The organism is Marinobacter sp. GH_1 (assembly GCF_048595985.1).
GTDB lineage: Bacteria > Pseudomonadota > Gammaproteobacteria > Pseudomonadales > Oleiphilaceae > Marinobacter > Marinobacter shengliensis.
The window spans coordinates 1-25,649 of the sequence record NZ_CP184460.1 but is presented as its reverse complement, the minus strand read 5'-3'; the positions used below and the strand labels follow the sequence as shown (position 1 = coordinate 25,649).

The 25,649-nt window shown below is 59.2% G+C and carries 13 protein-coding genes; 7 read left to right on the top strand and 6 right to left on the bottom strand.

Annotated elements, in window-relative coordinates:
* The first annotated feature begins 47 nt into the window (after positions 1-47).
* Genes recC through recD form a run of 3 tightly spaced genes read left to right on the top strand, consistent with a single transcriptional unit; the run spans position 48 to position 9,609 of the window.
* On the top strand, positions 48-3,641 hold the full coding sequence (gene recC / locus ACNSOI_RS00065) for an exodeoxyribonuclease V subunit gamma (RefSeq protein ID WP_420194861.1): 3,594 nt from the start codon (positions 48-50) through the stop codon (positions 3,639-3,641).
* Entirely contained in the window at positions 3,638-7,363 is a 3,726-nt protein-coding gene (gene recB, locus ACNSOI_RS00060; RefSeq protein WP_420194860.1) for an exodeoxyribonuclease V subunit beta, read from the top strand. The genes recC and recB overlap by 4 nt, the downstream gene beginning before the upstream one ends.
* On the top strand, positions 7,360-9,609 hold the full coding sequence (gene recD / locus ACNSOI_RS00055) for an exodeoxyribonuclease V subunit alpha (protein WP_420194859.1): 2,250 nt from the start codon (positions 7,360-7,362) through the stop codon (positions 9,607-9,609). Before recB ends, recD begins: the two co-directional genes overlap by 4 nt.
* A 127-nt stretch (positions 9,610-9,736) precedes the next feature.
* Here recD and ACNSOI_RS00050 read toward each other — a convergent pair whose 3' ends face one another.
* On the bottom strand, positions 9,737-11,530 hold the full coding sequence (locus ACNSOI_RS00050; RefSeq protein ID WP_420194858.1) for an ABCB family ABC transporter ATP-binding protein/permease: 1,794 nt from the start codon (positions 11,528-11,530) through the stop codon (positions 9,737-9,739).
* 228 nt (positions 11,531-11,758) lie between these two features.
* Here ACNSOI_RS00050 and ACNSOI_RS00045 point away from each other — a divergent pair, with 228 nt between their 5' ends.
* The 4 genes from ACNSOI_RS00045 to ACNSOI_RS00030 all read left to right on the top strand — a co-directional run bounded on the left by ACNSOI_RS00045 (position 11,759) and on the right by ACNSOI_RS00030 (position 17,923).
* Positions 11,759-13,546, top strand: a complete 1,788-nt coding sequence (locus ACNSOI_RS00045; RefSeq protein WP_106694589.1) for an ABC transporter transmembrane domain-containing protein — start codon at positions 11,759-11,761, stop codon at positions 13,544-13,546.
* Between the two features lie 60 nt (positions 13,547-13,606).
* The gene (locus tag ACNSOI_RS00040; protein WP_106694590.1) at positions 13,607-14,884 is read left to right on the top strand and encodes an aspartate aminotransferase family protein; all 1,278 of its coding nucleotides are present in this window, start codon (positions 13,607-13,609) and stop codon (positions 14,882-14,884) included.
* Between the two features lie 438 nt (positions 14,885-15,322).
* Positions 15,323-17,059, top strand: coding sequence for a carbohydrate-binding module family 20 domain-containing protein (locus ACNSOI_RS00035; RefSeq protein WP_106694591.1), 1,737 nt, complete (start codon positions 15,323-15,325; stop codon positions 17,057-17,059).
* Between the two features lie 102 nt (positions 17,060-17,161).
* Entirely contained in the window at positions 17,162-17,923 is a 762-nt protein-coding gene (locus tag ACNSOI_RS00030) for a VC0807 family protein (RefSeq protein ID WP_061331419.1), read from the top strand.
* Positions 17,924-18,012: 89 nt separating this feature from the next.
* Here the strand turns inward: ACNSOI_RS00030 and gyrB are convergent, their stop codons facing one another.
* From gyrB to dnaA, 5 genes are all read right to left on the bottom strand, one after another.
* Positions 18,013-20,427 (bottom strand): DNA topoisomerase (ATP-hydrolyzing) subunit B, encoded by a 2,415-nt coding sequence (gene gyrB / locus ACNSOI_RS00025; protein ID WP_061331420.1) that lies wholly within the window; start codon positions 20,425-20,427, stop codon positions 18,013-18,015.
* Positions 20,428-20,494: 67 nt separating this feature from the next.
* The gene (recF, locus tag ACNSOI_RS00020) at positions 20,495-21,637 is read right to left on the bottom strand and encodes a DNA replication/repair protein RecF (RefSeq protein WP_106694592.1); all 1,143 of its coding nucleotides are present in this window, start codon (positions 21,635-21,637) and stop codon (positions 20,495-20,497) included.
* Positions 21,638-21,735: 98 nt separating this feature from the next.
* Entirely contained in the window at positions 21,736-23,007 is a 1,272-nt protein-coding gene (locus ACNSOI_RS00015; protein ID WP_061333174.1) for an ABC1 kinase family protein, read from the bottom strand.
* An 18-nt stretch (positions 23,008-23,025) separates the two neighbouring features.
* Positions 23,026-24,129 carry a DNA polymerase III subunit beta gene (dnaN, locus tag ACNSOI_RS00010; RefSeq protein ID WP_058090925.1) on the bottom strand — a complete coding sequence of 368 codons (1,104 nt, stop codon included), beginning with the start codon at positions 24,127-24,129 and terminating at the stop codon, positions 23,026-23,028.
* A gap of 53 nt (positions 24,130-24,182) precedes the next feature.
* Positions 24,183-25,637 carry a chromosomal replication initiator protein DnaA gene (gene dnaA, locus ACNSOI_RS00005; RefSeq protein ID WP_374814451.1) on the bottom strand — a complete coding sequence of 485 codons (1,455 nt, stop codon included), beginning with the start codon at positions 25,635-25,637 and terminating at the stop codon, positions 24,183-24,185.
* Positions 25,638-25,649 lie beyond the last annotated feature (12 nt).

The following is a 25,649-nucleotide window of genomic DNA, read 5'->3' as shown; positions in this document are numbered from 1 at the left end:
GTAATCTGTACCATCAGGATTGACTCGAACACCAGACAAGGAATCCCATGGCGGCCTCATCCACCATCGAACCCGGCTTTCACGCCATACACGCCAATCATCTGGAAGACCTGCGCCGGGCCGTGGTCTATATCTGCCGTCAGAATCCCATGCCGCCGCTGCAGAGCGAGACCTTTCTGGTGCAGAGTAACGGCATTGCCCAGTGGCTGAAGCTAGCCCTGGCGGAAAAGCGCACCGACGATGGTGTGGAAGGCGGTCTTGGCATTGCCGCGGGTATGGATTTCCTGTTTCCGGCCCGCTTTATCTGGCAGGCCTACCGGGCCGTGTTGCCCGACGGTGAGGTTCCGGAACAGTCCCCCTTCGACAAATCCCGGCTGGTCTGGCGGCTTTATCGCTTGCTGCCGGCGCTGGTGGGGCAGGACGACGCCTTCACCCCCCTGGCGCGATTCCTGGACGGCAGCGATACCGACCTGCGCAATTTCCAGCTGGCCGAGAAAGTAGCCGACCTGTTCGACCAGTACCAGGTGTTCCGGGCCGACTGGCTGGCGGCCTGGGAGCAGGGCAAGGACGTGGTGATTACCGCCCGGGGTGAGGAAAAGGCCCTGGATGCGGAAACCCTCTGGCAGCCGTTGCTCTGGCGTAAACTGGTAGAGGACGTGGGCAGCGAGGCCCACACCAGCCGCTCACAAATCCACACCCGCTTTATGGAACAAGGCCAGCGCATCCACGAACCGGCCAATCCGGCGCGGTTGCCCAAACGCATCGTGGTGTTCGGGGTGTCGTCCCTGCCCCGCCAGGCATTGGAAGCCCTGTACGTACTGAGCCGGTTCAGCCAGGTGGTGCTGTGCGTTCACAACCCCTGCCAGTTCTACTGGGCCGACATCATCAGCGACCGGGAACTGCTAAAAGCCGAACGCAAACGGGGCGCCGCGCATCCGGTGTTGTCACAGATTGACGACCCGGACCAGCTGCACCAGCACGCTAACCCGCTGCTGGCGGCTTGGGGCAAGCAGGGCCGGGACTACATCCGCCTGCTGGATGAATTCGACAACCCGGACGACTACCGCGCCAGCTTTCAGACCCCGGGGCAGAAGATCGACATCTTCACCGACCATGGCGATGTGGATAACCCCTGCTTGCTGCACCAGTTGCAGAACGATATCCACAACCTGACGCCGCTGCAGGAAATCCGCCAGCAGCAGCGCACGGTGGATCTGGCCTGTGACCATTCCGTGGTGTTCCACGATGCCCACGGCCCCCAGCGGGAAGTGGAAATCCTCCACGACCAGTTACTGGCCGCGTTCAATGCCGACCCCACGCTGCGGCCCCGGGATGTGATCGTGATGGTGCCGGACATCAATGTGTACGCGCCCCACATCCAGGCCGTGTTCGGCCGCTATTCACCGGGCCGCAAGCGCCACATTCCGTTCACCATTTCCGATCAGGGCCAGCGCCACCACGAGCCGGTGCTGATTGCCCTGGAAACCCTGATGTCGCTGCCCCGCAGCCGATTTGGCGTAAGCGAGATCATCAGCCTGCTGGAAGTCCCCGGCATTCGCGACCGCTTTGATATCAGTGAGGACGACATTCCCCTGGCCCGGCGCTGGGTGGAAGGCGCCAACATCCGCTGGGGCCTGCACGGCCAGCACCGGGAAAGCCTGGACCTGCCGGCGGAGCTGGATCGCAACACCTGGCAGTCTGGCCTTCGGTCCATGCTGCTGGGCTACGGCATGGGCGATGACGAGCCCTGGGGTGGGGTGGAACCCTATGGCGAAATTGGCGGCCTACAAGCCAGCCTGGCGGGGCGTCTGGGCGAGTTCGTGCACCAGCTGGAAACCCTGTGGCAGGCCCTTCAAACCACCCGCACTCCGGAGCAATGGGAAGCCCTGTTCTCCGCCATGCTCGAGCAGTTTTTCCACAAGGTGGAAGGCCAGGACCTGCTGTTGCTGAACCGCTTCCGCCGCCAGCTGGAGCAGTGGCTCGAAGATGCCCTCGCCGCAGGCCTTGTTCACCAGCCGCTGCCCCTGAACATTGTCAAGGATGTGCTGCTGCAGGGCCTGGACGAAGGCGGTCTGAACCAGCGTTTCCTGGCCGGCAAGGTCAACTTCGCCACCCTGATGCCGATGCGGGCCATTCCGTTCCGCAAGGTGTGCCTGCTGGGTATGAACGACGGCGACTACCCCCGCTCCCGACCACCGGTGGATTTCGACCTGATGGCCCAGGACTATCGCCCCGGGGACCGTTCCCGCCGGGAAGACGACCGCTATCTGTTCCTGGAAGCCCTGCTGTCCGCCCGGGAACAGCTGTACATCAGCTGGGTAGGGCGCAGTATCAAAGACGACTCTGAACGGCCACCCTCGGTACTCATCGGCCAGTTGCATGACCACCTGGACAGCCTGTGGGCCGTGGCAGGCAAAACGGACAGCTCGGTTACCCAAGCCCTGACCACCCAGCACCCGCTGCAACCCTTCAGCCGGGACTACTTCCCGAAAGCCAATGGCGTGGGCGAAGGCGAAGAGGCCCGGCCCAGGCCGCTGGCCGAGGTGCTGCAGGCCCGTGGATTGTTCACCTACGAACGGGAATGGCGCAGCGCCCACGCTGTGGATAACTCTGAGCAGAGCCGGGAAGCCCTGCCATACCAGGCTCCGGAAGAACCCATCAGCCTGAACGATCTGGCAAACTTTCTGAAAAAGCCCATCGACACCTTCTACCAGCGCCGGCTGCAGGTGCGCTTTGAAGACGTGGAAGACGAGGATACCGACAACGAAAACTTCGACCTGAACGGTCTGGACCGCTGGCGCCTGGATAACGAACTGATTCAGCACAGTGTGCTGAAAGCCGCTACCGAGGAAGAGTTGCACGAACGGCTGGAAACCAACCTGGACCGCATGGCCCGGCGCGGCGACCTGGGTATGGGCGTCACCGAACATCGCCTGCGCACGGAACTGGCCGGCCGGTTGCCGGACCTGTTTGACCGCTATCGAGACGCCCTGGCGGAATGGCCGGAAGTGGTGGCCGAACCTTTACCCTTCGAGTTTCGCTATTCAGGGGATCCTGGCTCGGTTGAGGTGGCGGATTTAATCGACAACCTGCGCTGTAATCCACAAGGGCAATTTTGCCGCCTGGTGATTGCCAGTTCCGGCCTGCTCACCGGCTCCGGTTACTCGAAAAAAGTGCGCTACGCCAACCTGCTGCGGGACTGGCTGATTCACCTGGCCGGCCAACTCAGCGGCCAGCCCTTTGAAACCCTGATCCTCGGTAAGGAAGAAGGCCGCAAATTCCACTTCCCGGTCATCGCCCCGGAGCAGGCACGACAATACGTCGAAGCCATCGTCAGCCGTTGGATGGAAGCCACCACCCGAGCCCTGCCATTGCACTGCGAGTCCGGCTTTGCCTGGATCACCAGCTACTACGGTGGCAAGAAATTCGTCGGCGACCACGAACGGGCCATCAGTGAGGCAGAACAGGCCTACGCCACTGCCCTGGACCGGGACACCGGCTACCTGCTGGGTGCCTTCGAAAGCCCCGAGGCGCTGATGGCCAGCGGCGAGTTTGAAGCCCTGCTGCACCAGCTTTATGTCCCCTTATGGGAAGCCGAACAGGGCAAGTCGGCGGCGGATCAAATCGGGAGCATGGAATGACCGACCAGATGACCAATCGAAACCCGAACCTGGACCCGCTGGCCCTGCCACTGAACGGCAGTGCCCTGATCGAAGCCAGCGCCGGCACCGGCAAAACCTTCACCATCGCCATCCTGTATGTGCGCCTGGTGCTGGGCCATGGCCAGGCAGAAGACAGCCCGCTGCAGAACTTGCTGCCGCCGAACCTGCTGGTGGTGACCTTTACCGACGCCGCCACCAAGGAGCTGCGGGACCGCATCCGCACCCGGCTGACCCAGGCCGCCGAGGTATTTTCCGAAGCCGCTGACCACCTCGAACCCCCCCCGGAAACCGCACTTATCCACAAGCTGCGGGATGACAGCTACCCGGACCCGGCCAGTTGGCCCGACTGCCGCAAGAAGCTGCTGCTGGCCGCCGAATGGATGGACGAAGCCGCGGTGTCTACCATTCACGGTTTCTGCAATCGTATGCTCAGCGAACACGCCTTCGACAGCGGCAGCCTGTTCAAGCTCACCCTGGAAACCGACCAGAGCGAACTGCTGGACGACGTGGCCCGGGACTACTGGCGCACGTTTGTTTATCCGTTGCCGCCGGCGCTGATGGACGAAGCCCTGAGCCACTGGAAAACCCCCACCGACCTGCGCAAGGCGGTGCGTAACCTGATCGACGATCCAGAGGCCCTGGGTAACCCTCCAGAGAACGTGCACCTGGCCATCAACCAGGTGGTCAGCGAACGGCTGGCACGGGCCAGTGAACTGAAAGCCCACCCCTGGGGCCAGTGGCAGCAGGAAGTTACCGACCTGTTGAACGACCTGAACAAAGGCAAACGCCTGCACGGTGGCAGCAAGAACGCCATGCTCAAGGTGTGGGAGTTCCTGATCGCCTGGGCTGAATCCGACGAGCTGCTGCCGGATAAACTGGACAGCGCCGCCGGTTACAAGAACCAGACACCCGAGGGCCTGGACAACATCCTGAAAGGGGACGACCCGGCGCCTCAGCACCCGGCCTTTGACGCCATCGAAGCCTTGCTGGAATTCGGCCAGAACCAGCCCAGCGCCAAGTCCGACATCCTGCGCCACGCCAGCCACTGGATTGCCGAGCGGCTGGAAGCGGAAAAGCAGCAACGCTCGGAAATGGGCTTTGATGACCTGCTCACCCGCCTGGACGACGCCCTGCATGGCCCCCGGGGCGACCAACTGGCCGCCACCATCCGCCGCCAGTTTCCGGTGGCGCTGATCGACGAATTCCAGGACACCGACCCGGTGCAGTACCGCATCTTTAACCGGATCTACGCGGTACAGGACAACAGCGCCAACACCTGCCTGCTGATGATCGGTGACCCGAAACAGGCCATCTACGGCTTCCGGGGCGCCGATATCCACACCTACCTGCAGGCCCGGCTGGGTGTGCAGGCCCGCACTTACACCCTGGGCACCAACTTCCGCTCCGCCAAGACTATGGTCAGCGCCGTCAACCGGGTGTTCGAGTACAGCGACCAGCACAGCCCGAAAGGCGCCTTCCTGTTCGGCAAAGGGGACAGCACGCCACTGCCGTTCCAGGGCGTGGATGCCAACGGCACCAAACGCCTGTGGGCGGTGCAGGGCGAAATCCAACCCAGCCTGATGTTCTGGACCCACGAATCCGATGAAACCGACAAGGATGGCAACCCCAAAGGCCTCGCCAAAGGCGCCGCCACCGCCGAGGTGGCCGAAACCTGCGCCAGCGAGATTGCCCGGCTGCTGACCCTGGGCCAGGCCGGGCAGGCAGGCTTTGTCCTGCCAGATAACCCGACTGACCTGGAGCCCGTCGAACCCAAAGACATCGCCGTGCTGGTGAACAACCGCAACGAAGCGGCTGCGGTGCGCGACGCCCTTGGCCGCCGGCGCATCAAAAGCGTGTATCTGTCGGACCGGGATTCGGTGCTGACTTCCCGGGAAGCCAAAGAAGTGTTGTGCTGGCTGCGCGCCTTCGCCGAACCCCGGCAACTGGCCTTCATCCGCGCCGCCCTGGCGACGCCGACCCTGGGCCAGAGCTGGCAAGCGCTGGATCGGCTGCTGACCGACGAGCTGGTGCTGGAACGGGAAATCGAGCGCTTTCAGGGTTACCAGCAGCAATGGCAAAGCCAGGGCGTGCTGCCCATGCTGCGCAGCTTTTTGATGGACTTCGAAGTGCCGGGCCAGCTGCTGCAACGGCCCGATGGCGAGCGCCGATTGACCGACATCCTGCACATTGCCGAACTGCTGCAGCAGGACAGCCTGCAACTGGACGGCGAACATGCACTGGTACACCACTTCACCCAGATCCTGCGGGCGGCAGACGAAGAGGACGAACACCGCACCCTGCGCCTGGAAAGCGACGCCGGGCTGGTAAAGGTGATCACCGTGCACAAATCCAAGGGCCTGGAGTACCCGCTGGTGTTCCTGCCCTTCGGCACCGCCTTCCGGGCAGAGAGCCCGAAGCAGGCGTATGTTCGCTACCACGACGACACCGGCAAGCTGGTGACGGTGTTCGACCCGACCCCGGAAGACATTGAAAAAGCCGACCAGGAGCGCCTGGGCGAGGACATCCGCAAACTCTACGTGGCCCTGACCCGGGCACGGTTTGCCACCTGGGTGGGCGCAGCGGCTGTGGATAACTGGCACCAGAGTGGCCTGGGCTACGCCATTGCCGGAACACCGGAGCAGCCCATCAGCCAGGCCCTGGCCCCGCTGGCGCAAGGCCGCCCGGACATCCGGATTACCCCGCTGCCGGAAGCCGAAAGCACGATATTCACCGAAACCGCCCCGGAAGCCCTGGGGCCAGCGCTGGTCTCCACCCGGGAAGCGAAGGAAGACTGGTGGATTGCCAGTTACTCCACCATTGAATACACCGGCATGGCAGGTACCGGCATTACGTTCACCGGCGAGGTGGAAGACGCCCAGACCCAGAACCTGCTGGAAGAAAGCGCCCAGGAGCATGTGGAAGAGGCACCCGCCGTGCCCGCCATACGCAACCACCACCATTTCCCCAAGGGCGCCGGCCCCGGCACCTTCCTGCACGAATTGCTGGAGTGGTGCACAGCCCAGGGCTTCCAGCGGGTTGTGGATAACCCCGAACTGCTGCATGAACAGCTGGACCGCCGTTGTGGCACCCGGGGTTGGGGCGACTGGGTGGAACCCCTGCAACAGTGGCTGCTGGCGCTGATCCGGAAACCGCTGAAGCTGGACCGGGAAGGGCAACAAAGCGCCAGCCTGGCGCAACTCGGCAGCCTGCGCCCGGAACTGGAATTCTGGTTTGAAAGCCGCAACGTCAGCATCCGGCAACTGGATGCCCTGGTCAACCGTTATACCCTGAACGGCGCCGATCGGCCCCGGGCTGAGGCCAACCGCTTCAACGGCATGCTCAAGGGCTTTATCGACCTGGTGTTTGAACACAAGGGGCAGTATTACGTGCTGGACTACAAATCCAATGCTCTGGGCGAGGACGACGACGCCTACACCGACCAGGCCATGGGCCAGGCGATTCTGGACAAACGCTATGACCTGCAATACATCCTCTACCTGCTGGCCCTGCACCGGTTGCTGAAAGCCCGGCTGCCGCATTACGACTACGACCAGCACATCGGCGGCGCGGTATACCTGTTCCTGCGCGGGGTGAATTCCGCCAGCGGCGGGGCGTTTACCGACAAGCCACCCAGAGCGCTGATTGAACAACTGGATGCCCTGTTCGATGGCGAGCCGGTGTCCGGGGAGGTGGCCGCATGAGCCGTACCCGCAACACTGAAAACCAGTTTGCCCTGGACCTGGGCGACGACGCACCGCTGAACCCGGCGGCCACGGAATCGCGGGAGACTGTGGATAACTCACACCTCCTGGCCAGCCCGAACGAAACCGAGGCCCTGTTAGGGCAATGGCAACAGGCCGGCTGGATTCGCCCGCTGGATACCGGCTTTGCCCGGCTGATCCGGGAACTCAGCGAAGAGCAGGGCGAAAGCCCGCAGCCGCTGGTGCTGCTGTTGGCGGCGCTGACCTCCCATCAGGTGGGCCGGGGCCACGTGTGCATCGACCTGGCCACGCTACTGGCCGATGCAGGCCATACGTTGGCGCTGCCGCCGGAAGAACCGACCCATACCGGTTTGTCCGAAGCCGAGGTGGCCAACCTGCAAGGGATTTATCCACAGGAGCTGCTGGCCCGGGTGCAACTGGCCGATTGCCTTGCTGCCCTGCAAGGCTCACTGGCGGTCAGTGACGGCTCCGTGCCTGCACCGCTGGTACTCAACGGCACCCGGTTGTACCTGCGCCGGTTCTGGCGCTATGAGCAGCGCATTGCCGAGGGCATCCAGCAACGGCTGGCGCTGCCCTCGCCCCTGGCCGACCCGCAATCACCTGCGGCGCAGACCCTGTCAAAGGCGCTGAACAAACTGTTCCGTTCAACCAACGCGGTGGATTATCAGAAACTGGCCTGCGCCCTGGCCGCCCGGAACCGCTTTGCGGTGATCACCGGCGGACCGGGTACCGGCAAGACCACCACGGTAGTGAATCTTCTGGCGGCCCTGCAGGCGGTGGCCGGGGAAAGCCCCGAACGGGCAGGGCGTAAGTACCGTATTCGCCTGGCGGCGCCCACCGGCAAGGCCGCCGCCCGCCTGAACGAATCCATTGGCGGCGCCGTCAGCAAACTGCCACTGGCAGGCCTGCCCGGCGCCGTGCAACTGGACGATATTCCCACCAAGGTCACCACATTGCACCGATTGCTGGGCAGCCGGCCCGACACCCGCCAGTTCCGCAACAACCAGGACAACCCGCTGCTGGTGGATATCCTGGTGATCGACGAAGCCTCCATGGTGGATGTCGACCTGATGGCCTCGGTGTTCGACGCCCTGCCCGCCAGCGCCCAGCTGATCCTGCTGGGCGACAAAGACCAGTTGGCCTCGGTGGATGCCGGCGCGGTGCTGGGCGAGCTGTGCCAGCGGGCCTTCGACGCCCACTACACCCCGGACACCGCCAGCTGGCTGGCCGCCATCACCGGCGCCCAGGTACCGGCCAGCCTTGTGGATAACTCAGGCCAGCCACTCGACCAAGCCGTGGCCATGCTGCGCAAGAGCTATCGTTTCGGACAGGACAGCGGTATCCGGCAGTTAGCAGAAGCCGTTAATACCAACGCCCTGACGAGCACCGTGCTCAAGCAAATTCGTGACGCCGAGTTTGAGGATGTCATTTGGCTGAACGGCCACACCCCGAAACCCGCCCCGGAACAGACGCTTGAGCTGATCTGCCGCCACGCCATCACCGGCACCCCGGAGAGCTTCCTCAACGCCGGGCAGGGGCGGGTGGTGAATGGAAAGGTACTGCCACCGCCAGTGGGTTATCGCCATTACCTGGAAGTTATCCACAGCTCCAGTTTAACCGCCGACAGTCCCCGGGAAGCCTGGGATGCCCACGCCTCAAACGTGCTGGAAGCCTTCAACGACTTCCAGGTACTGTGTGCATTACGAAGAGGCCCCTGGGGCGTGGAAGGCTTAAACCAGCAAATCGCCCAAAAGCTGCTGGCGGAGAAACTGATCGACAAAACCGAAGGCTGGTATGCCGGCCGGCCGGTACTGGTCACCGGCAACGACTACAACCTGGGCCTGATGAACGGGGACATCGGTATCACTTTCAGTGTGCCCTGGGACAGGACCGCCACTGGTGAGCCAAAAGACACCTTGCGGGTGGCCTTCCCGAGTGGTGACAGCACCGGCGGCATCCGCTGGATTTCCCCCAGTCGTCTGCAGCAACTGGAAACCGTTTACGCTATGACCGTGCACAAATCCCAGGGCTCGGAGTTCAACCACACCTGCCTGGTGCTACCAGATCGCCTCAGCCCGGTGCTCACCAAAGAGCTGGTATACACCGGCATTACCCGGGCAAAGAACTGGTTTAGCCTGATTACCGGCGATGCGCAGGTGTTCAAAGACAGTGTGGGGCAACAGGTGGTGCGGGCGTCTGGTTTGGCGCTTCGGTTAACGGAGTAAGGGTCCCGGGATTCGGCGGGGGAGGCCTTTCCAAAACACGCTGTAAATACATCCCTGTACGCTCTGCTCCGCCATCCCTGGCTCCGCAAGGTTTTGGAAAGGCCTCCCCCGCCGAACCCCTAACTTTTCAATTATCCTCACTCCGGTGCTGCTGCTCCCACAGATTGGCGTAGTGACCACCGAAAGCCAACAATTCGTTGTGACTACCACTTTCCACAATCCTGCCACCGTCCATCACCAGAATGGTATTGGCGTCTCGAATAGTAGACAGCCGGTGAGCAATTACCAGAGTGGTACGCTGGCGACTGACTTCTTTCAAGGCCCCCAGAATCGCCTGTTCGGATAACGAATCCAACGACGAGGTCGCCTCATCCAAGATCAGTAATGGTGGGTTCTTCAGGATCACCCGGGCAATGGCCACCCGCTGCTTTTCGCCACCGGACAACTTCAGCCCTCGCTCGCCCACCTTGGTGTCGTAACCTTCTGGCAGGCTGTGGATAAAGTTCTCCAGATGGGCCATGCGGGCGGCCCGGTAGACTTCTTCCTCGGTCGCTTCGGGGCGGCCGTAGGCGAGGTTGCTATACAGCGTGTCGTTGAATAGCACGGTGTCTTGCGGCACCACACCAATAGCCGAACGCAGGGAATCCTGAGTGACCGTCCGGATATCCTGACCATCAATCCGTATGGAACCGTTATCCACCTCATAGAACCGGAACAGCAAGCGGGCGAGGGTAGATTTGCCGGCACCGCTGGCGCCCACCACCGCCACGGTGTGGCCGGCGGGAATGGTGAAGTTCACATCCTGCAGAATGGGGCGGTCTGGCCGGTAGGAGAAATGGATGTGCTCGAACCGTACCTCGCCGTTATCCACAGTCAGGGGCTTGGCATCCGCTGCGTCCTGGATGGCGGGTTGATCCCCCAGCAGTTTGAATAGGCGCTCCACGTTCACCAGGGCTTGGCGAATTTCCCGGTAGACAAAGCCCAGGGCGTTCAGGGGAATGAACAACTGCAGAAGGTAGGCGTTGATCATGGTGAAATCGCCCAGGGTTATCTCTCCACTGGCTACTTCGCCGACCGCCATCGCCATGATCACGATCAGTGCCACACCAATGATCAAGGCCTGGCCGGCGTTCAGGGTGGCCAGAGACAATCGGTTCTTCAGCCGGGCCTTTTCCCACTCGTCCAGGTCCTGGTCGTAGAGTTCGGCTTCGTAGCGTTCGTTGTTGAAGTATTTGACGGTTTCATAGTTCAGCAGGCTGTCGATGGCCCGGGAGTTGGACTGGTTGTCCCTTGCGTTGGCTTCCCGCACGAACTTGGTTCGCCACTCGGTGATTTTGATGGAGAACACCACATACACCACCACCGCCACCAGAATGGCGAGGACGTAGCCGACGTTAAACACCACCAGCAAGATGGCCGCTACTAGCAGGATTTCCAGGATGGTGGGCACAATGTTGAACAGGGTAAAGCGCAGCAGGAAGCTGATGCCGTTGGTACCCCGTTCAATGTCACGGGCCAGGCCACCGGTTTTTCGGTCCAGGTGAAAACCCAGCTCGCGCTGATGCAGGTGTTCAAACACTCGCAAAGACACCCGCCGCATAGCCCGTTCCGCCACCCGGGCAAACACGGCATCCCGCAGTTCGCTGAACAGTGTCGCTCCAAAGCGCAGGCTGCCATAGGCCACCACCAGGATGATGGGAAGCCACAACAGCATGTCTGCGCCGCGATTCTGGTCCAGGTAATCGACGATGTATTTCAGGGCGACCGGCGTGGCGACGGTGGCCAGCTTGGCCAGCACCAACATCGCCATAGCCAACGCGACCCGCCCCCTGAATTCCAGAAGATACGGCCACAGACCAGAAATGATCGACCAGTCGGGCTTATGATCGGCAGGGTAGTCGTTATCGGCGTAAGATCTCAAACAGCAATCTCCAAGGTTGGGGAGCACCTGAGGCTGGTAGGGCTTTCCGGGACCGTCAAAAGCCAGGGATGGCTTTTGCCGAGCGTACAGGGACGTATTTACAGCGTGTCCCGGAAAGCCCTACCAGTTTCAGGTGCTAAAACTCCAAGGTTAAAGGCTATGATACGTCTTCAATGGAGAACAAATCGTAGAACAGACGGCTTTGTTGAACTTTGATCGATCAGGAGAGTGACCATCAGCCCCAACCATCGTAAAGCGTTAAAGCTCGTCATAGAGTTTATCAGCCCCTACCGCCGCGCCGTGGCCGGAGCACTGCTGGCACTGGTCATCACTGCCGGCATAACCCTGGGTCTGGGCCAGGGCCTGCGTATTCTGGTGGATCAGGGCCTCGCTACGCAATCACCGGAAAACCTGGCCAAAGCCATCGGTCTGTTTTTTGTGCTGGTACTCGGCCTCGCATTTGGTTCGTTTGCCCGGTTCTACCTGGTGTCCTGGATTGGCGAGCGGGTGGTGGCGGATATTCGCAAAAAGGTGTTCAACCACCTGATTGATCTTCATCCCGGTTTTTTTGAGCAGAACCGGGCCCTGGAAATCCAGTCCCGGTTTACCGCCGATACCACCGTACTGCAATCGGTGATCGGCTCCACCGTGTCCATTGCCCTGCGCAACACGCTGATGCTCATCGGCGGGCTTATTCTGCTGTTTGTCACCAACGCCAAGCTGGCGGCCATCATCCTGCTGGGCTTCCCCCTGGTGATTGCGCCGATCCTGTTCTTCGGCCGCCGGGTTCGGCAGCTGTCACGGCTGAGCCAGGACCGGGTGGCGGATGTAGGCAGTTACGTGGGGGAGAACCTTTCCCAGATCAAAACCGTGCAAGCGTTCAATCATCAGCCCCACGACCGGCGGTTTTTCTCGGAGGTGTCCGAGAAGGCGTTCGACATTGCCCGCGAGCGCATCCGGCAGCGGGCGTGGCTGACCACTCTGGCTATTTCCCTGGTGATGGGGGCGGTCGGCGTTGTGATCTGGATTGGCGGGCTGGATGTGATTCACGGCCGGATAAGCCCCGGTGAACTTGCTGCTTTTGTGTTCTACAGCCTGCTGGTTGGCGTTGCCGCGGGTGCGATCAGTGAGGTGATTGGTGAACTGCAACGGGCTGCCGGGTCTGCGGCCCGTCTGTTTGAGCTGCTGCAGACCGAGCCGGCGTTTGTCCGAGAAGGGGAGAACCGGTCTTTTGCCGGGCCGGTCACCGGCGAGATCGCCATCGAGCATCTGGGCTTCAGTTATCCCGGCCGACAGGCCCAGCCGGCGATTTCCGATCTGTCCCTGCATATCCGCCCCGGGGAGACCCTGGCCCTGGTTGGTCCTTCCGGGGCCGGCAAGTCCACGCTGTTCGATCTGTTGCTGCATTTCTATCAACCGGATTCCGGGCGGATTCTGATCGACGGGATAGACACCTCCGATCTGTCTTTGGACGCGCTAAGACGCTGCTTTGCCCTGGTGCCCCAGAATCCGGCGTTGTTCCATGGCACGGTGGCCGACAACATTCGCTATGCTCGCCCCGGCGCAGAGCAATCCGAAGTAGAGCAGGCGGCGCGGATTGCCCACGCCGATGAGTTTATCCAGGCGCTTCCGAAGGGCTACGACACACCGCTGGGCGATGCCGGGCTGGGGTTGTCCGGTGGGCAGAAGCAGCGCCTGGCCATCGCCCGGGCGCTGCTGGCGGATGCCCCGATTCTCTTGCTGGATGAAGCCACCAGTGCCCTGGATGCCCAAAGCGAGCACCTGATTCAGCAAGCCATGCCGGCGCTCACCGCCGGGCGTACCACTCTGGTGATTGCCCACAGGCTGGCAACCGTCAGAGACGCCGATCGCATCGCGGTACTGGAACAGGGTCGGCTGCTGGCGGTCGGCAGCCACGATGAACTGATGCGCGATAACGAACTTTACCGGCGCCTGGCCAGCCTGCAGTTCCGGGACGAAGCCGCAGATACGGACAATGGTCGGTTTGTGTGTTGAGTGCGTACTCCCTACACTGTTAAGAGAATTTCTCAATCCTGAACCAGGGAGAACAGCAAAGTGAGCAATAAAGAATTGCAGGCACTCAAAGAGCGATACGTCGCTGCGGGCGCGGCAAGCCCCAATGATCAATTTGCAGATCACGCCCTGAACGCAGAAGTCTGGGACGCCGACGGCAAGCGCATGATCGACTTCGCCGGCGGTATCGGCGTTCTGAACATCGGCCATCGGCACCCGAAAGTGGTCGAGGCGGTTAAAGCCCAGCTCGACAAGCTGATGCACACCTGCCAGACGGTAATGCCCTATGAGGGTTACGTAAAACTGGCCCAAAAACTGAGCGAAGCGGTGCCGGTCAAAGGCCACGGCAAAGTGATGCTGGCCAACTCCGGGGCCGAGGCGCTGGAAAACGCGGTCAAGATTGCCCGTGCAGCCACCGGCAAGAACAACGTGATCTGCTTTGATGGCGGCTACCATGGCCGTACCTTCTTCACCATGGCCATGAACGGCAAGGCTGCCCCTTACCAGACCTCATTCGGCCCCATGCCCGGCCTGGTGTACCGCGCGCCTTACCCGGTGCCTTACCACGGCATTACTGAGGAAGACGCCCTGCGTGGCCTGGCAATGACCATGAAAGCCGATTCCCCGGCCCACGAAACCGCCGCCATCGTACTGGAGCCGGTTCTGGGTGAGGGTGGTTTTTATCCCGCCCCGGACAGTTTCCTGAAAGCCCTGCGCAAAATCTGCGATGACAATGACATTCTTCTGATTGTCGACGAAGTGCAAAGCGGCTTTGGCCGTACCGGCAAACTGTTCGCCATTGAACACAGCGGCGTTGAGCCGGACATCATGACCATGGCCAAATCCATGGCCGATGGTATGCCGATCTCTGCCATCGTCGGTACCGACAAGGTAATGGACTCCTCGGGCCCGAATTCCCTCGGTGGCACCTACACCGGCAGCCCTACTGCCTGTGCCGCAGCTCTGGCGGTGTTTGATGTGATCAAAGAGGAAGATATCCTCGGCAAAAGCCAGCGCCTGGGTGACAAACTTAGGGCCCGGTTCGACCAGTGGCAGGAGCAGTTCACTCACGTGGATAATGCCCGCAACATGGGGCCGATGGCCGCGTTTGAGCTGGTGGAAAGCAAGGAATCCCGCAAGCCCATGCCGGAGCTGGTAGCGGCGATAACCAAGAAAGCCAAAGAGAAAGGCCTGATACTGCTCAGCTGCGGTATGTACGGCAACACCCTTCGGTTCCTGATGCCGGTGACCATCGAAGATGAGGTACTGGAAGAGGGCCTGAACATTGTTGAGGAATGCCTGAAGGAGGTGGGTGCCTGATATTGGCGCTTTCTTTCAGTTCCAGAGAGCCGGGCTTTTGCCCGGCTTTTTTATGCCACTCTGAAGATCACTCTTATTGATACCTGCACAATGACCGGGACCGGTGTGAGGTAGTGCTCTCCAAAACTGTGCGGAGCCATGGATGGCGGAGCCCAAGCGCCACATGGATGTGCCGCAAGGAGCGTGTTTTGGAGAGCCATCCCTCACAACGGGCCTTGCACAGTTTCAGAAGGGCTTCCCCCGCCCACGCTCTTCACATCATTCAATGTGACCAAAAAATATACCCTCCTAAGCTCTACGCCCCTTTTATCTGCTCTGAGGATGTGTTGGCTAATCATTGATCATTGCATGTTGTGAACATCAGCCCGTTTGAACAAAAAACCGACAACCGAGGCTGATCCCAAATGCACCACAACAATGACAACACAGGAGCATGCAATGATCTCACTCTCCCGATTGGCAACCGGTGCCACGCTCGGACTGGCACTGACATTGCCAACCCAACAAGCCCAGGCCGGTGCCTTTGTGCATCTGTTTGAATGGAAATGGAGCGACGTCGCCCAGGAATGCGAAAACTTCCTGGGCCCCAAAGGGTTCAGTGCGGTTCAGGTATCGCCGCCCCAGGAGCATATCCAGGGCAGTGCCTGGTGGACCCGCTATCAGCCGGTAAGTTATCAGCTGAACAGCCGCAGTGGCGACGCCAGCGCATTTGCTGACATGGTCCAGCGTTGTAACGCCGCCGGCGTGGATGTGTACGCCGATGCGGTCATCAACCATATGGCCAATGGCAGTGGTACCGGCACGGCGGGTTCAGCGTACAGCTCAACCTCCCTCAGTTATCCTATCTACAGTAGCAATGATTTTCATACACCCTGCGGTATCAATCCGGAAGATTACGGCACCGATGCCTGGCGGGTTCGGAATTGTCAGTTGGTGGGGCTGCCCGATCTCAATACCTCAGACAATTACGTTCAGAACACCATTGCCGGGTATCTGAACCAGCTGACAGCGCTTGGGGTTAAAGGTATCCGAATCGACGCCGCCAAGCATATGTCGCCCTCGGATATCAGTGGCATCTTGAACCGGGTGAACAATCCACTGTATGTATTCCAGGAAGTGATAGACCTGGGCGGCGAGGCGGTGAGTGCCGGCGAGTACACCGGGCTTTCCGATGTTACCGAGTTCCGCTACAGCGCGGCTATTGGCGACGTGTTCAAGAACCAGCGCCTGGCCAATCTCAACGGGTTTGGTGAAAGCTGGGGTTTCCTGGCCGGTGGTGATGCGGTTGTGTTTACCGACAACCACGACAACCAGCGGGGCCATGGCGCCGGTGGCAGCAATATCGTTACCTACAAGGATGGCGGCCTGTATAACCTCGCCAATGTGTTCATGCTGGCCTGGCCCTATGGGTATCCGAAGGTGATGTCGAGTTACAGCTTCTCGGATGGCGACCAGGGACCACCCGCCCAGGCGGTTTACCAGAACGGTAGCGCACAATGTGGCAGCGCCTGGATTTGTGAGCACCGTTGGGATTCGATTGCCAACATGGTGGCTTTCCGCAATGTGACGGATGGTTCCGGCGTCAGCCATTGGTGGGATAACGGCAATAATCAGATCGCCTTCAGCCGTGGCAACAAGGGCTTTGTGGCCATCAACCGGGAAGGGGGTACTCTGGCTCGAACCTTCACGACCGGCCTGCCCGACGGTCAGTATCGTAACGTAGCTGGTGACGGTAGCTGCGTCACCGTGCAGGGTGGGCAGGTGAGCCTGTCGGTGGCGCCGATGGAAGCGGCGGCCCTCCATGTTAGCGCTGACTGTGATGGCGGTGACGGCTCTGATGAAGGAAACAACGGCAACGGTTCAGACGCGGAACAGGCCAGTGTCACCTTCCAGTGCAGCAACGGTACCACGGACTGGGGACAAAGTGTCTACGTTACCGGCAATCATGCCACCCTGGGTAACTGGTCACCTGCGAATGCACTGAAACTGGATCCAGGTAATTATCCAACCTGGTCCGGGAGCTTCGACATGCCTGCGAACACGCAGGTAGAGTGGAAGTGCATCAAACGCAGCGAGTCAGACCCGGATGCTCAATTGGTGTGGCAAAGCGGTGCCAATAACCAGGTGCAAACCGGCGCGGCTGGCTCATCCATCAGCTCGTCCGGTAGCTTCTGAGTCCGGTTACGTTCGGCCTTCAATTCGTCGTATACTGCCGGAAGCTCTTTCCGGCAGTGCCTCTTCAGGCGCCTGCCGTCGATTCATCGATAGGCGGTAACCATGACGTCCCAGACCAACTCTTCCATTCCCGACCACAAGCCCAGACCCTGGATTGACCTTCTGGTCAGTATCATCATTCCCTCTGTGATTCTGATGAAGTTCAGTGGTGACGAACACCTCGGCAGTGTCAACGCGCTGGTCATTGGCCTGGCGTTTCCCCTTGGCTGGGGGTTGTTTGAACTGATTCGTTACCGCAAGAAAAACTTCATCGCCCTGCTGGGCCTGATCAGCGTTGGCCTGACCGGCGGCATCGGGCTACTGGAGCTGGACGCCGGCTGGCTGGCCATCAAGGAGGCGGCGGTACCTGCAGTGATTGGTCTTGCGGTATTGATATCCACCCGCACCAAGTACCCACTGGTACGAACGCTGCTGTACAACCCGAACATTCTGGATGTGGATAAGATCCACGCCTCGCTGGAAGAGAAGGGCTGTGTTGACCAGTTCGAGGCGCGGCTGCTCAATGCCAGCTATTTCTTTGCCGGTACCTTCCTGTTCTCTTCAATCATGAACTATGTACTGGCCAAGTGGATTGTGGTGAGCCCCTCGGGCACTCAGGCATTCAATGAAGAGTTGGGGCGGATGACCCTGGTGAGCTATCCGATGATCGCCATTCCTTCAATGATCATGATGATGCTGATCTTCTACTACCTGTGGCGCACCATTCGCCGGCTTACCGGGTACACGCTGGAAGAGGTGATGGCTCAGCACCTGGTGGAGAAGGAGAAAGAGAAGGAACAGAAACGCGCGGAATCCTCGAAGTAATCTATCGGAATAAAAATTCCCGGCTGATAACAAAAAACGGTGGCACCTGTCGGGGCCACCGTTTTTTTTATGCCAGTCTGTCGGTGTGATTACACGTCCAGATTGGTCACTTCCAGAGCATTGGTCTGGATAAAGATCCGGCGCGGCTCCACGTCATCACCCATCAGGGTGGTGAAGATCTGGTCGGCAGCGATGGCGTCTTCAATGGTGACCTTCATCATGCGGCGGCTTTCCGGGTCCATGGTGGTTTCCCACAGCTGTTCCGGGTTCATCTCACCCAATCCCTTATAGCGCTGGATGTTCAGACCACGCTGGGCCTCTTTCATCAACCAGTCCAGAGCACCCTCAAATGACAACACCACCTGCTTGCGCTCGCCACGCTGTACGTAGGCACCTTCATCAATCAACCCCTCCAGCGTCTCACCCAGGCGGGCAATCGCCTTGTAGGAGGATGATTCGAAGAAGTCATGGCTGAAGATGTGCTCATGGGGAATACCGTGCACATAGATGGTAACCATCGGCAGATACAGGCCACGCTCTTCGTCCCGGGTCACCGAGAATACGTATTTGGTGCCGGTGCGGGTATCCAGTTCAAGGCCATCACCCAGGTGGGCAACCCACTTGGCAACCGCCGCCTCGTCTTTCAGCTGCTCCGGCTTGAGGGTGGTGTTGTACACCATCTGCTGCAATACCTTCGCGGGGTAGGCCCGGGACAGGCGTTCGATCATCGCCATCACCGCCTGGTAGTCCTTGACCATGGTTTCCAGGGCGGAATCCTTGATGGCGGGCGCCTCCGGGTTCACGTACAGCTGAGCGCCGTCCAGGGCAGTCTGGGTGAGGTAGGCTTCTTTCGCCTTCTCATCTTTCAGATACTGTTCCTGCTTGCCGCGCTTGACCTTATACAGGGGCGGCATGGCAATGAACACGTGACCGCGCTCGATGATTTCCCGCATCTGGCGGAACAGGAACGTAAGCAGCAGGGTACGGATGTGCGAACCATCCACGTCCGCATCGGTCATGATGATGATCGAATGGTAGCGTAGCTTGTCCGGATTGAACTCTTCCCGGCCGATGCCGCAACCCAGTGCGGTAATCAGCGTACCCACTTCCGCAGACGACAGCATCTTGTCGAAACGGGCTTTCTCCACGTTCAGGATCTTACCTTTCAGGGGCAGGATGGCCTGGGTTTTACGATCACGACCCTGCTTGGCACTGCCACCCGCAGAATCACCCTCCACTATGAACAGTTCAGACAGGGCGGGGTCTTTTTCCTGGCAGTCAGCCAGCTTGCCGGGGAGGCCTGCGATGTCCAGGGCGCCTTTGCGGCGGGTCATGTCCCGAGCCTTTCGGGCGGCTTCCCGAGCCCGGGCTGCTTCAACCATCTTGTTGACGATCAGCTTGGCCTCGTTGGGCTGCTCCTGCAGGTACTCGGCAAAGCTCTGGTACAGCTCCTGCTCAACGGCGGTTTTCACCTCAGAGGAGACCAGTTTGTCCTTGGTCTGAGAGGAAAACTTCGGGTCGGGTACTTTCACACTGATGATGGCGGTGAGGCCTTCACGGGCATCGTCACCCGTGGTGGCTACCTTGGCCTTTTTCCCCAGACCTTCATGATCGATATAGTTATTCAGGGAACGGGTCAGGGCGGCACGGAAGCCCGCCAGGTGCGTACCACCATCCCGCTGAGGGATATTGTTGGTAAAGCAGTAAAGGTTCTCCTGGAACGCGTCATTCCACTGCATCGCCACTTCAACCGAGATGCCGTCTTCTCGATCACGGGTGAAATGGAACACCCGGTTAATTGGCGTCTTGTTGGTGTTCAGGTGTTCTACGAAGGCCCGCAAACCACCCTCATACTCGAACACTTCTTCCTTGCCGCTGCGTTCATCGGTCAGGCGAATACGCACGCCGCTGTTCAGGAACGCCAGTTCCCGCAGGCGTTTGGCCAGGATATCGTAGTGAAACTCAATGTGCGTGAAGGTTTCCGGTGAGGGAATAAAGTGCACCTTGGTGCCGGACGCTTCTGTTTCACCCACTTCTGCCAACGGTGCATTGGGCACGCCATGGGTGTAGGTCTGCTCATAGACCTTGCCCTCACGCCGGATGGTCAGAGTCAGGGTAGAGGACAGGGCGTTAACCACCGAAACACCCACACCGTGCAGACCGCCGGAGACCTTGTAGGAGTTGTCATCAAACTTACCGCCAGCGTGCAGCACCGTCATGATGACTTCGGCGGCAGAGACACCCTCTTCTTCGTGGAGATCCACCGGAATACCGCGGCCGTTATCTTTTACGCTGACGGATTCGTCAGGGTGAATGATGACCCCGATCTCGGAACAGTAGCCAGCCAGAGCCTCATCGATGGAGTTATCCACCAACTCAAAGACCATGTGGTGCAGGCCGGTGCCGTCATCGGTATCACCGATGTACATGCCCGGGCGCTTACGCACCGCATCCAGTCCTTTCAGGACCTTGATACTGGAGGAATTGTAGTTCGATTCACTCATTAATGAGACTCCTGAAGTTGATACCGGCCAGGTTCAGCGGAAAACGGTACACGCCGCCTATGCCAGTCTATTCTTCCGTCAATTTTCCATGTTCCACGTGGAACATTCTGTATTCCGGTGCATCACGGTCGCCCCAGAGCACGTCAGGTTCCGGATGCTCGATAGAGGTGATAAACACCTGACAACGCAAATCCTGGAGCTTATGCGCCAGCATGATCCGATGGCGCACATCCAATTCGGCATTGATGTCGTCCAGCAGGAAAGTCACCTGCTTACCAAGATCACTCAACACCTTTCCCTGGGCAATCTTCATCAGAATAACCAGTGTCTTCTGCTGCCCCCGGGAAAAGGTTTCCGCAACCGGCCGACCACCTAACTTGAGACGGATATCTGCACGATTAGGGCCATACAACGTGTGCCCCATCCGGCGTTCCTGCTCCCGGTGGCTCGCCAATATGTCCACAAGCGAGCGGGACCGATCCCAGCCCGGATAGAACTCAAGTTTGAGACCTTCCGTCCAGCTGGCATCCAGCTCCTGCAGCACCGCATCGAACGCCCCTTTGAACTGCCTGAAAACCTGCTCTCTGACATCGCTCAGGGTTTCCGCCAGGGCACCGAACTGACTGTCCCAGACCCGGAGCAACGATTCGTCCAGTCTACCATTTCTGAGCGTTTGATTCCGCTGTGATGTCACTCTCTGGCACTGTTGCCACATTACCGAAAAGGAAGGTTCCACGTGGAACACTAACCAGTCGAGAAACTGTCGACGTTTTCCGGGGCCACCGGCCACAATGTCGAATACCCCCGGATCAATCACCGACACAGGCAGATGCATGGCCAGGGATGACAAACTGCGTACAGCTTCGCCATCCACCCTTAGCGCTGTTTCCTTGGCAGATACATCCCGGGATATTCCCAGACGATGGGCGATGCCGGTGGTGCCTTCCGCCGTACCACTTTGGTCCTCATTATTGCTGAGCCCACTGTCCAGAGCGCCAAATACCGTTAACTTGCTGTGACCATGGCTGACCACCGCCTGATGCCGACTCACCCGAAAGGACCGCCCCAATCCCAGATAAGCAATCGCTTCCAGGGCACTGGACTTACCGCTGCCATTAGCGCCATACAACAAATTAAAGGAAGGTGAAAAACCGACAGGGTCCGGCGCCAGGTTTCGGAAATTCTGGGTCTGGAGTTTCACAAGCGCCATAAAGGAGGAATTCTCATCACCGGAGTCGGAGCACAAAAAAAGGCAATGCCGGAACGCGACATTGCCTTAGTGTACAAGATGCGTGGCGGCGACGCTCGTCAATGGAGCATGGTCAACCGCTCATCCATAAACACATCCATCTCCGGTGCGAGAATATGCACATACCGATCAAAATAGAGGAACTGTTTCAGCAACAGCGCAAATTCCCGCGGAAAGTGCAGGCCATGACTTTCGCCCACCTTCACCATATCCATAAGAATGTTGTTGACGTCATCTTCCGCCTGACCCATTTCATAGGGAACGTCGTCCGGAACCATTCGATCCATCTGACGATACAGGCGTTGCAGATCGGCAGAGAGCTCATCCACCCTTACCGTGCGACGGGTGACACCAATCCGGATCATGGCATCAGCCATACCGTCGAAGTTACCGACCATAATCGCGGAGATGAAATCGCTCACCGCCTGCCAGGTGTCCGGCCTGATGCGCCCGACAATACCAAAATCGATAAACCCGACGCGCCCGTCCTTCAGCACCATCAGGTTGCCAGCATGCACATCCGCGTGGAAAAACTCACACTGGGTCAGGCTGGCGAACCAGGTGTTCATGGCGGTAATCAGGGTACGTTCGGGATCCTTCGAAAAACCGCGAATGCTTTCGAGATCCGTCAGCGGAACGCCATAGAAACGTTCCATGGTCAGGATCCTGCGAGTACTACATTGCTCATATACCCGGGGCACGGTCGCGTCGTCGTTATGGGTATTCAGCAAGAATTCCCGGAACACCTTCAGATTATTGGCTTCCTTGATGAAGTCACATTCTTCCATCATGGTCTGCTGAATTTCTTCAACAATGCCAGACAGGGATGTCCACGACAGCTTCGGCGCCAGAGTTTCCAGAATCCGCGCCGACAGGTACAGAAAGTTCAGGTCCGTCAGCAGAATATTTTCCACGCCAGGCTTCTGAACCTTGATAACCACGTCTTCGCCAGTCACCAGTTTCGCCGCATGAACCTGCGCAATAGAGGCCGACGCCAGAGCCACCGGATCGATTTCCGAGTACACCTGATCAATCGGCCGCCCGAGTTCCTCACGAATAATGCGCTTGATCACGCCAAATGGAAGACTGGGGGTTTTATCAAGACAATACTGAAACTCTTCCACGTACTCTTTTGGAAAGAACGTGGGGGAGCTCGCTATAAACTGACCAAGCTTGATATAGGTGGCCCCAAGATTCTCAAACGTCTGGCGCAGCAGTTTCGGGGTAGGGGGGCGATCGCCCCGAACCCAGTTCAGACCGGTACGGCCAAGCACCGACAGTGTTTGACCAACCCTGAAAGCACCTTTGATTCCGTTCGTTACGGCACCCATTAAATTCCTCCGGAAAGGTTACAGCCGCATCGGCATGACCACATACAGGCAGCTGTTATCGTTCTCTGCTTCGATCAATGCGCTGCTGTTGGGATTGGACAGGGTAATCTTCACCTGCGCCTCATCCAGCGCATTCATCACGTCAATCAGATAACCTACATTAAAACCGATCTGAAGGGATTCGCCCTGATAGTCCACCGGCAGCGCATCTTCGGCCTGTTCCTGGTCCGGGTTGTTGGCGAACACCTGCAGCTCTCCCGGCGCCAGGTTCAGGCGCACACCGCGGATATTCTCATGAGACAGAATACCGGCCCGCTGCAAGGTGTTCTTCAGCGTTGCCCTGTCAGCGAGCACCACCTTATCGCCACCCCTGGGGATAACCCGGTTGTAATCCGGGAACTTGCCTTCAATCAGCTTGGAAGTGAAGGTATACGCACCCACCGTCGCACGCAGATGATTGTCGCCAATCACCAGGGTCACCGGCGATTCCACATCGTCCAGCAGGCGGGCGAGCTCCAACACGCCTTTTCTCGGCACAATCACCTGCCGGGGTTCCGGGCACCCGGTCTGCAGATCGGAATGTGCCATCGCCAGGCGGTGACCATCGGTTGCTACTACCCGTACATGGCCGCTGTCGACTTCCAGTAGCAGACCATTGAGGTAGTAACGAACATCCTGCTGTGCCATGGCAAACGCCGTCGCGTCCAGCATACGGCCGAGTTCTTTCTGCGGCAGCTCCAGGCGGAAGCTTTCCGGCTCGTCTTCCACATTGGGGAAGTGCTCGGCCGGCAGGGTCGACAAGGTAAAATGGGAGTTGCCTGCACGCACGTGCAGACGGTCGCCTTCCAGCGCCAGATCAATCGGGGCTTCGTCACCCAGTGCCCGACAGATATCAGACAGCTTCCTGGCCGGTACCGTGATCCTGCCCGGTTGGTCCACGTGGACCGGCGTAACCCGCCCGACCAGCTCAACTTCCATATTGGTACCGGTGAGTGTCAATGTGTTGTCTTCAGCTTCCAGCAACACGTTGGACAAAACCGGCATGGTCTGTTTCTTTTCCACAACGCCAGCAATGCTTTGCAGAGGAGTAAGAAGGGATTCACGGCTTATGGTCAGTTTCATGGCACTCGGCTTCAGTTGTCGGAAGTGAATGTTGTTGGTTGATCGCCACCCGGTCAGGTGGTCAGCAATCGCATAAAGTTCTGGTAGTCCTCGCGGATTCCAGGGTCCGTTTCCTGGAGTTCCACAATCTTCTTACAAGCATGCAACACCGTGGTGTGGTCACGGCCACCAAAGGCGTCGCCGATTTCTGGCAGGCTGTGATTGGTCAACTCCTTGGCCAGGGACATGGCCACCTGGCGGGGCCGGGTCACCGTCCGGGTGCGGCGTTTGGACAATAGATCGGCCACCTTGATCTTGTAGTACTCCGCCACCGTGCGCTGGATGTTATCGATACTGACCTGCTTTTCATGCAGCGCCAGCAGATCCTTCAGGCTTTCCCGAATAAATGGAGGGGTAATCTCAGACCCAGTGAAGTGAGCATTCGCTATCACCAAACGAAGCGCGCCTTCTAACTCTCGAACGTTTGATCGAATCTTCTGAGCAATAAAGAATGCCGCCTCGCTGCTCAATTTCACATTGGCCTGCTCAGCTTTTTTCATCAGAATCGCCACCCGGGTTTCCAGCTCCGGCGGCTCCACCATTACCGTCAGACCCCAGCCAAACCTGGATTTCAATCGCTCTTCCATATCGACGATTTCTTTCGGAAACCGATCACAGGTCACGATGACCTGCTGGCCACCTTCAAGCAGCGCATTAAAGGTATGGAAAAATTCTTCCTGTGAGCGCTCTTTACGGGCAAAGAACTGAATATCATCAATCAGCAACGCATCCACAGATCGATAGTAACGTTTGAACTCGTTGATGGCGTTCAGCTGCAGAGCCTTGACCATATCCGCAACGAACCGTTCAGATCGAAGGTAAGCGACTTTCGCCTTGGGATTACGGCGGACGATTTCATTACCGATGGCATGCATCAGGTGGGTTTTACCAAGACCGACACCGCCGTACAGGAATAGCGGGTTATAGGCTCCGCCGGGGTTCTCAGCCACCTGCATTGAGGCCGCGCGGGCCAGCTGGTTGGACTTACCCTCAACAAAGGTCTCGAAGGTGAAAGTCTCATTCAGAAAGCTCTGGTGCTTGATGTCACCTTCCACTTGAACCGGCCGGCGCTCGCCATTGATTTTCTGCGCACTGCGGCTAACACCGGCAGAGGTAGAACCCGCGACAGTTGCCGCGACACTCTTCTCTTCCTCGGTTACCCGCTGCCCGATTTCGTCGGCCAGACTAGCCGGCTTTGGCTCAGCCACCGAGCGCACCACCGGTTCACTTTCCCGGGGCGCCGACCCTACTTTCATCTGAACCCGCGGCGCCTGGCCACCGTTGAGGTCCTTCAGAACTTCCTCTATACGGCGCAGATACTTTTCATTAACCCAGTCCATCACAAAGCGGTTCGGCGCAAACAGCATCAGCTGGCCCTCTCGGAGATCCGACTGGAGGGGTCTCAACCAGGTATTGAACTGTTGCGCGGGAAACTCATCCCGGAGTACTTCAAGACATTGATGCCACATACTGTTAGGCAC

Excerpts from the sequence above, each read along its gene's own strand:
- recD (WP_420194859.1), top strand. The coding sequence starts at position 7,360 with ATGAGCCGTACCCGCAACACTGAAAACCAGTTTGCCCTGGACCTGGGC.
- ACNSOI_RS00035 (WP_106694591.1), top strand. The coding sequence starts at position 15,323 with ATGATCTCACTCTCCCGATTGGCAACCGGTGCCACGCTCGGACTGGCA.
- recB (WP_420194860.1), top strand. The coding sequence starts at position 3,638 with ATGACCGACCAGATGACCAATCGAAACCCGAACCTGGACCCGCTGGCC.
- gyrB (WP_061331420.1), bottom strand. The coding sequence starts at position 20,427 with ATGAGTGAATCGAACTACAATTCCTCCAGTATCAAGGTCCTGAAAGGA.
- ACNSOI_RS00030 (WP_061331419.1), top strand. The coding sequence starts at position 17,162 with ATGACGTCCCAGACCAACTCTTCCATTCCCGACCACAAGCCCAGACCC.
- dnaN (WP_058090925.1), bottom strand. The coding sequence starts at position 24,129 with ATGAAACTGACCATAAGCCGTGAATCCCTTCTTACTCCTCTGCAAAGC.
- recF (WP_106694592.1), bottom strand. The coding sequence starts at position 21,637 with ATGGCGCTTGTGAAACTCCAGACCCAGAATTTCCGAAACCTGGCGCCG.
- dnaA (WP_374814451.1), bottom strand. The coding sequence starts at position 25,637 with ATGTGGCATCAATGTCTTGAAGTACTCCGGGATGAGTTTCCCGCGCAA.
- ACNSOI_RS00015 (WP_061333174.1), bottom strand. The coding sequence starts at position 23,007 with ATGGGTGCCGTAACGAACGGAATCAAAGGTGCTTTCAGGGTTGGTCAA.
- recC (WP_420194861.1), top strand. The coding sequence starts at position 48 with ATGGCGGCCTCATCCACCATCGAACCCGGCTTTCACGCCATACACGCC.